We start from the raw sequence: 6,809 nt of genomic DNA on the forward strand, positions 1-6,809 counted from the left end.
TATGGCGATTCGTTTATCAAACCGGTTATCTGCATTGGCCAGTCTGGTATCGAATGGGCATCGTCTGGCTGATATCGGAACGGATCATGGATACATACCGATTTATCTGTGTCAGACGGGAATCATTCCTTCTGCCATAGCTATGGATATCGGAAAAGGTCCGCTGCAGCAGGCAACAGCCCATATCAAACAACAGGGACTCTCAAGCCGGATCAGGACGCGTCTGTCGGATGGACTGACTGCGCTGCAGCCGGGAGAGGCAGATACGATACTGATCGCCGGTATGGGTGGTGGTCTGGTGATGAAGATATTATCCCAGGGCACACATGCACTGACCGGCAGTGAAGAACTGATCCTGCAGCCACAGTCAGAAATTGCGCAGGTAAGAGCCTATCTGCGCACACATGGATTCCGGATTTTGGAAGAAGAGATGATCCTGGAGGACGGAAAGTATTATCCGATGATGAAGGTGGTGCAGGAGACAGCATCTGATCAAAGAGAAGAGACAGTTCAGGTGCAGGTGGAAGATGCCTTTGGTCCTGTATTATTACAGAAAAAACATCCGGTGCTGAAAGAATGGTTGCAGCGGGAATTACAGACCGTGGATACGGTCTGCCGTCAGCTTGCAGCGCAGCCGGAGAATGAGCGGATTACGATCCGTATGGCGCAGGTACAGGAAAAAAGACAATTGATTCTGGAGGCGTTGAAAAGATATGAAACAGCAGATGTGTAAGATTACGATACAGGGAACAGAGCGGGAATATCCGCGGGAGACAACCTTTCAGCAGATTGCAGATGAATATCAGTCACAGATGGAAAATGATATTGTGCTGGTGAAATTCCAGCAGGATCTGCGGGAGCTGCATCAGTCGGTACTCAGGGACGGAGAACTGGAATTTATCACCACTGCCGAAAAACCGGGCAGAGATACTTACCGGAGAAGTGTGACGCTTCTGATGGAGGCAGCGGCATGGAAGCTGTATCCGAACCTGGAGCTTCTTGTCCAGCATTCCATTGGTCAGGGCTACTACTGTGAATTCCGCCATGCGGATGCCATCTGTGTCCCGGATCAGAAGATGTTGCAGGCTCTGAAAGAGAAGATGCAGGCATTTGTGGAAGCAGATCTTCCTATCGTTAAATATAATATGAGCACGCAGGATGCATCTGCACGGTTTCGTCAGATGGGAAGAATGGATAAAGTCCGTCTGATGCGCTACCGCCGCAGTTCCAGAGTGAATGTATATGAATTGCAGGAATTCCCGGATTACTATTATGGCTATATGGTGCCTGGCACCGGTTATCTGAAATATTTTGATCTGATTCCGTACCAGAATGGATTTATGCTGATGTTTCCGGGAAAAGAAACACGGAAAGTGGCGGACTTTGAAGTAACCGATAAATTGTTCAACACATTAAATGATTCTGCCCAGTGGGGCATTGATATGGGAATCCGTACAGTGGGGGAACTCAATGATGTAATCGCAGCCGGCCGGATCCAGGATATGATCCTGGTGCAGGAATCCTACATGGAGCAAAAAATCGGTGATATCGCTGAGACGATTGCAGCAGACCGCAGGAAAAAGTTTGTGTTGATCGCAGGACCTTCTTCTTCCGGAAAAACAACATTTTCCCATCGTTTATCCATTCAGATGACGGCACATGGTCTGAAACCACATCCAATTTCTTTGGATGATTTCTATTGCAACAGAGAAGAGACACCGCTGGATGAAAATGGTGAGTATGATTTTGAATGTCTGGAAGCGTTGGACATTCCTCTGTTTAATCAGTGTATGACAGATCTGCTGGCGGGAAAAGAAGTGATACTTCCGGTGTTTAATTTCAAAACCGGTCACCGGGAATACCGTCAAAAACCGCTGAAACTCGGGGCGGAGGATGTTCTGGTGATTGAGGGCATTCACGGATTGAATGAAAAACTTTCCTATGAACTGCCAAAAGAAAACAAGTATAAGATATATATCAGCGCATTGACACAGCTAAACATTGATGATCACAATAATCTGTCCACTGCGGACGGACGGCTGATCCGTCGTATGGTACGGGATGCCCGCACCAGAAACACTTCTGCCAGGGAAACACTGACGCGTTGGAACTCTGTACGGCGTGGAGAAGAGAAAAATATCTTTCCATATCAGGAAGAAGCGGACGTAATGTTCAATTCGGCCTTGATTTATGAATTATCTGTGTTAAAATTATATGCGGAGCCTTTGCTCTTTTCCATCGATGCAGACTGCCCGGAATATCCGGAAGCAAAACGTCTGCTGAAGTTCCTGGATTATTTTCTTCCGGTACCGGGAGAGAATATCGGGCACAATTCGATTCTGAGAGAATTTATCGGTGGAAGCTGTTTTCATGTGTAGTAACGTCATACAAAGGTAACAGCATAATTTAAGTGAAAAGAATACAATTCAAGTAAGACAAATGATCGCGGCTGCAAGTGTCGAAAGACCGCAGGTGAGGAAAGTCCGGGCTTCATAGGGCAGGATGCCGGATAACATCCGGTGGAGGTGACTCCAAGGACAGTGCAACAGAAAGATACCGCGTTAGCAATGAGCCATGCGCAGACACGGATTCAGCAGATTTTCGAGTAAGCTTGCTTACAGAGAAAACAGGATGAATCCGGGGATGGATACGGCGAATGCCGTGTATCGAAAATTGCGCAGCAATTTGAGAGACCGCATGGCGGAGTAAAACAGGATTCTGTGTATTGCTCATTGTTAACGTAAGGGTGGAATGGCAGTGTAAGAGACTACCGCCCGGCTGGTAACAGTCGGGGCACATGTAAACCCCATCCGAAGCAAGACCGAAACAAAGCGTTGACGTGGCCCGCCAGCTTTAGGTAGGTCGCTTGAGGTAACTGGCAACAGTTATCCTGGATAGATGATCATTCACGACATAACCCGGCTTATCGTTTTGCTTGAATTGTATTTTTTGTTCTATTAACTTTTTCTAAAATGTTTGTGAAAAGACAATAGGTTTGTTGACATCAATTTGCACAAACTGTAACATAAGGTTATCGGTTCTGAAACAGGGACTTTATTAAATAAAAAGACTGAGGTGTTACAGGTGAGAAATCGTTTTCAACAATTTATGTATGGACGTTATGGTATGGATCAGCTCAATCGTTTTTTATCAACGATTGCATTGATCATTCTGGTAGTTTCTATGTTTATCCGCAGACCAATCGTCGAGATTGTCGCATTGGCACTGCTGTTCTGGTGCTATTATCGTATGTTTTCCAAAAATATTTCAAAACGTGCAGCTGAAAATCAGAAATATATGAATTTCAGATATCGTGCCGTATGTTTCTTTAAAAAGGGAAGAACCGGTGGTTCTGCAAGTTTTGCACAGAAGCAGGCGCAGCGGAAAGCACATCATGAGCAGAAAAAGATTTATCGTTTTTTTGCATGTCCGAACTGTGCGCAGAAGGTGCGAGTGCCGAAAGGAAAAGGAAAAATCTGTATTACCTGTCCGAAATGCCATACAGAGTTTGTAAAGAGAAGTTAGAGAAATCGCTTAAATCGAATGTTGGGATACAAATGGCAAAATGCTTGAAGAAAAAGCTGGATAAAATGCGAAAAGAAAAATGAGAATACAAGGAGTATGATCATGTTTGGATATATTTATGTGAATCGAAAAGGACTTTCGGAGGAAGACAGAAAAGATTATCAGTCTTACTACTGTGGATTGTGTCAGGCATTGCGTAAGAGCAGTGGGGTCAAAGGGCAGGTGCTGCTGAATTATGACATGACGTTCCTGATTATTCTGCTGTCCGGTCTGTATGAACTGGAGAATAAGGAAGAAGAATTTTTCTGTCCGTTGCATCCTGGGAAAAAGAAAATCGCATATATCAATGAGGTGACACAGTATGCCTCTGACATGAACGTGCTGCTGTCTTACCACAATCTGCTGGATGACTGGCAGGACGAGAAAAATTATCCGAAGCATGTGATGTCCATGATGCTGAAAAAGGATTATGCACGGATATCGCATAAATATCCGCGACAGGCAGAGGCAGTGGAAGCTTACATGAGAAAACTGAATATGCTGGAGCATAAGCGGGAAACGAATCTGGATGCGATCGCAGGTCTCACCGGTGAAATGCTGGGTGAAATTTTTGCATGGAAGGATGATATCTGGTCCGAAGAATTACATTGCCTGGGATTTTACATGGGCAAGTTCATCTATCTGATGGATGCCTACGAGGATCTGGAAAAAGATCTGCGGAAAAAAGAGTATAATCCTTTTGAGTCCATGGTAAAAAACAGTCCGCAGGATTTTGAGACATTGAGCAAACTGATCCTGACCAGTATGATGTCGGAGTGTTCCAAATCCTTTGAGCGGCTTCCGATTCTTCAGCATGCATCGATTATCCGGAATATTCTGTACTCCGGTGTATGGTCAAAATACGAGTATGTACAGGCAAAGAAGAAAAAGAGGAGGAAATCTCAGTGAGAAATCCTTATGAAGTACTGGGAGTATCGCCCGGTGCTACTGATGAAGAGATAAAAAAGGCATATAGAAAACTAAGCAGACAGTATCATCCGGATGCAAATGTCAACAGTCCGCACCCGGAGATCGCAGAAGAAAAATTTAAAGAAGTGCAGCAGGCATACACGCAGATCATGAAAGAAAAACAGCAGGGATATGCAGGAGGCTACCAGAATAGCAGTGCGCAGTCGGGGCCGTATGGTGCATACGGCGGATATGGCAGCTATGGCGGCTTTGGTGGATTTGATTTTAACGGTCAGAGCGAACAGCGTTCCCAGCAGAATGATTCTGTGAATATGCAGGCAGCTTTGAACTATATCCGAAACGGATATTATAAAGAAGCACTGCATGCGTTGAATGATATTCCGGCCGGACAGCGCAGTGCGAGATGGTATTTCTTCTCTGCAGTGGCAAATCAGGGAGCCGGTAATAATGTGGCGGCACAGGAGCATGCACAGCAGGCGGTGTCTATGGAACCGAGCAATATGGAATATCGGCAGTTTTTGCAGAATCTGCAGTTCGGCGGTACCTGGTATCAGAACATGGGATCAGCTTATCAGAGACCGGTATCCGGACTGTCACGGATGTGTGCCATCTGGTGTGGATTTATGATGTTTTTGAATTGCTGTTGTTTTCGGCCATTTTAAGACTGTGGCTGTGGAACAGTGATCAGTGGCGGAACGTTAATTTTTATAAAAGAAATCGGGATATCTTGTCTCCTCAGCTAGCAATCGCTTTCGGAGAAAAGATATCCCGATTTCTGTCTACACAGAGAGTAAAGCGGACATTCGCAATCCGCTTTCACTGACCAGAATCACGCACCAAGTCTCACGTGCGTTCGACTTGAATGCAGGATAGTGCAAAAAAAGACCTGTTGGAAATTCCAACAGGTCTTCAGAAGTAGCGAGAGGGGGATTCGAACCCTCGACACTGCGGGTATGAACCGCATGCTCTAGCCAACTGAGCTATCTCGCCACACGAACTCCTTTACTATACATGAAGTGGCGGGATTTGTCAACAGTTTTTTACATTTTTTTCTCAATCCACCTTCCAACCTTTTTTATGTTCGTCTCATTCCTTCGCCGTTGCTTCTTTCGTTCTTAGCTTTTGCGGAAAGAACAGCATTGCAGACGCGGTAAACATTCCGTCTTTATATTCAAATTGAATGGTTCCATTGTATTTTTCTACGGCCTGCGTTACGTTATGCAGTCCCCAGCCGTGAAAAGATGATCTGCGAGTTTTTCGTGGAAGTCCGTCATTCGTAAATTTGATTTCTCTGGATGGATTGGAAATGTCGATGATTACAAATTTCTTGATGCTCTGGATACGGATCTTCAATGAGGATGTCTGTTCCGGGAGTTTTGCGACGGCTTCGATGGCATTATCCAGTAAAATTCTTACGAACTAAAATGCACCCAACGATAAAAAGAATCAGAATGTACAGCAAAATGGAGAACATCGTATAGAGCAGATAGTCATTGATCTGTGTGTAAAATGGTGCCGCAACGCAGGAAATAAGGAGCGCGTACCGGTACTTGAACGTAGGATAAACGGCATGCAGCAATATAAAAAATATAAATACTTTCAGTACGGTAAAGCCGTAACCGGATATCATGAAGAATGTTGTCATAAAGAATTCCTCCATAATTTTTGCAGCAGTAATTTGAGTTCTTTGATACGTGCAAGACTGGCAGGAAGAAATTCACTGTTATCCAATTCAATCATGGTATCCTGAATAGATACGATATGGATCAGATTTACGATGATGCCTCTGTCAGCAAAAACAAAATCAGAACTGTTTAGTTCTTCCATAACTGGATTTAAACTTTTACGTTCTTTTATCTCGGTCTGGTTTGTTAGATGAAAAATACTGTTTTTTCCTTCGCGGGATATATATAAGATGTCTTTCAGTAATAATTTCCGATACATGCGCGTATTGGAGAGCGGATAATACTGATCAGTCTGCATATGAAGAATACGAAAAGCATCCTTTATGGCCGTTGGCAGTTTTTCCGGAAGCATTTCTTTTTCAATGTAACGGAATGCGGACAGTTCAAAGGCATCCAGTGCATATTTTGTGTAAGCAGTAATGAAGATGATCAGCGCACCAGGTAGATACGTTCGGATCGTTGCGGATAATTCCATGCCATTCATATGCGGCATTTCAATATCGGTCAGGATCAGATCAAAGAAATGCCCTTCTTCGATGTCATAACTCAGGCTTTCACTGCTGCTGTACAGCGTGATAGTAGCTGCTTCCTGATTGGATTTTAACAAAAGTTAGCAAGAATTCTCCTTCC

8 protein-coding genes, 1 tRNA gene and 1 other RNA gene are annotated in these 6,809 nt (G+C 44.4%); 6 read left to right on the top strand and 4 right to left on the bottom strand.

The window, feature by feature from the left end:
- Position 1 precedes the first annotated feature (1 nt).
- The 6 genes from HMPREF0373_RS03815 (at position 2) to HMPREF0373_RS03835 (ending at position 5,156) form a co-directional block, all read left to right on the top strand.
- Complete coding sequence (locus HMPREF0373_RS03815) at positions 2–733, top strand: tRNA (adenine(22)-N(1))-methyltransferase (RefSeq protein WP_021738288.1); 732 nt, start codon at positions 2–4, stop codon at positions 731–733.
- Entirely contained in the window at positions 714–2,378 is a 1,665-nt protein-coding gene (locus tag HMPREF0373_RS03820; protein WP_021738289.1) for a nucleoside kinase, read from the top strand. Before HMPREF0373_RS03815 ends, HMPREF0373_RS03820 begins: the two co-directional genes overlap by 20 nt.
- Positions 2,379–2,427: 49 nt before the next feature.
- An RNA gene (gene rnpB, locus HMPREF0373_RS15945) (RNase P RNA component class A) lies at positions 2,428–2,942 on the top strand.
- A gap of 142 nt (positions 2,943–3,084) precedes the next feature.
- Entirely contained in the window at positions 3,085–3,525 is a 441-nt protein-coding gene (locus HMPREF0373_RS03825) for a hypothetical protein (protein WP_049946805.1), read from the top strand.
- 102 nt (positions 3,526–3,627) lie between these two features.
- The gene (locus tag HMPREF0373_RS03830) at positions 3,628–4,473 is read left to right on the top strand and encodes a DUF5685 family protein (RefSeq protein ID WP_044962746.1); all 846 of its coding nucleotides are present in this window, start codon (positions 3,628–3,630) and stop codon (positions 4,471–4,473) included.
- Positions 4,470–5,156: a J domain-containing protein gene (locus tag HMPREF0373_RS03835; RefSeq protein WP_021738292.1), complete on the top strand. Its 687-nt coding sequence runs from the start codon at positions 4,470–4,472 to the stop codon at positions 5,154–5,156. Before HMPREF0373_RS03830 ends, HMPREF0373_RS03835 begins: the two co-directional genes overlap by 4 nt.
- A 254-nt stretch (positions 5,157–5,410) precedes the next feature.
- Here the strand turns inward: HMPREF0373_RS03835 and HMPREF0373_RS03840 are convergent.
- The 4 genes from HMPREF0373_RS03840 to HMPREF0373_RS03855 form a co-directional block, all read right to left on the bottom strand.
- Positions 5,411–5,484, bottom strand: a tRNA-Met gene (locus HMPREF0373_RS03840).
- 96 nt (positions 5,485–5,580) lie between these two features.
- Positions 5,581–5,904 (bottom strand): GHKL domain-containing protein, encoded by a 324-nt coding sequence (locus HMPREF0373_RS03845; RefSeq protein WP_081695194.1) that lies wholly within the window; start codon positions 5,902–5,904, stop codon positions 5,581–5,583.
- Positions 5,891–6,139 (bottom strand): hypothetical protein, encoded by a 249-nt coding sequence (locus tag HMPREF0373_RS03850; protein ID WP_044962749.1) that lies wholly within the window; start codon positions 6,137–6,139, stop codon positions 5,891–5,893. The genes HMPREF0373_RS03845 and HMPREF0373_RS03850 overlap by 14 nt, the downstream gene beginning before the upstream one ends.
- On the bottom strand, positions 6,136–6,786 hold the full coding sequence (locus HMPREF0373_RS03855; RefSeq protein WP_021738296.1) for a LytR/AlgR family response regulator transcription factor: 651 nt from the start codon (positions 6,784–6,786) through the stop codon (positions 6,136–6,138). The genes HMPREF0373_RS03850 and HMPREF0373_RS03855 overlap by 4 nt, the downstream gene beginning before the upstream one ends.
- Positions 6,787–6,809: the final 23 nt, after the last annotated feature.

This window comes from Eubacterium ramulus ATCC 29099, from assembly GCF_000469345.1.
In the GTDB taxonomy this organism is placed as follows: Bacteria; Bacillota; Clostridia; order Lachnospirales; family Lachnospiraceae; genus Eubacterium_I; species Eubacterium_I ramulus.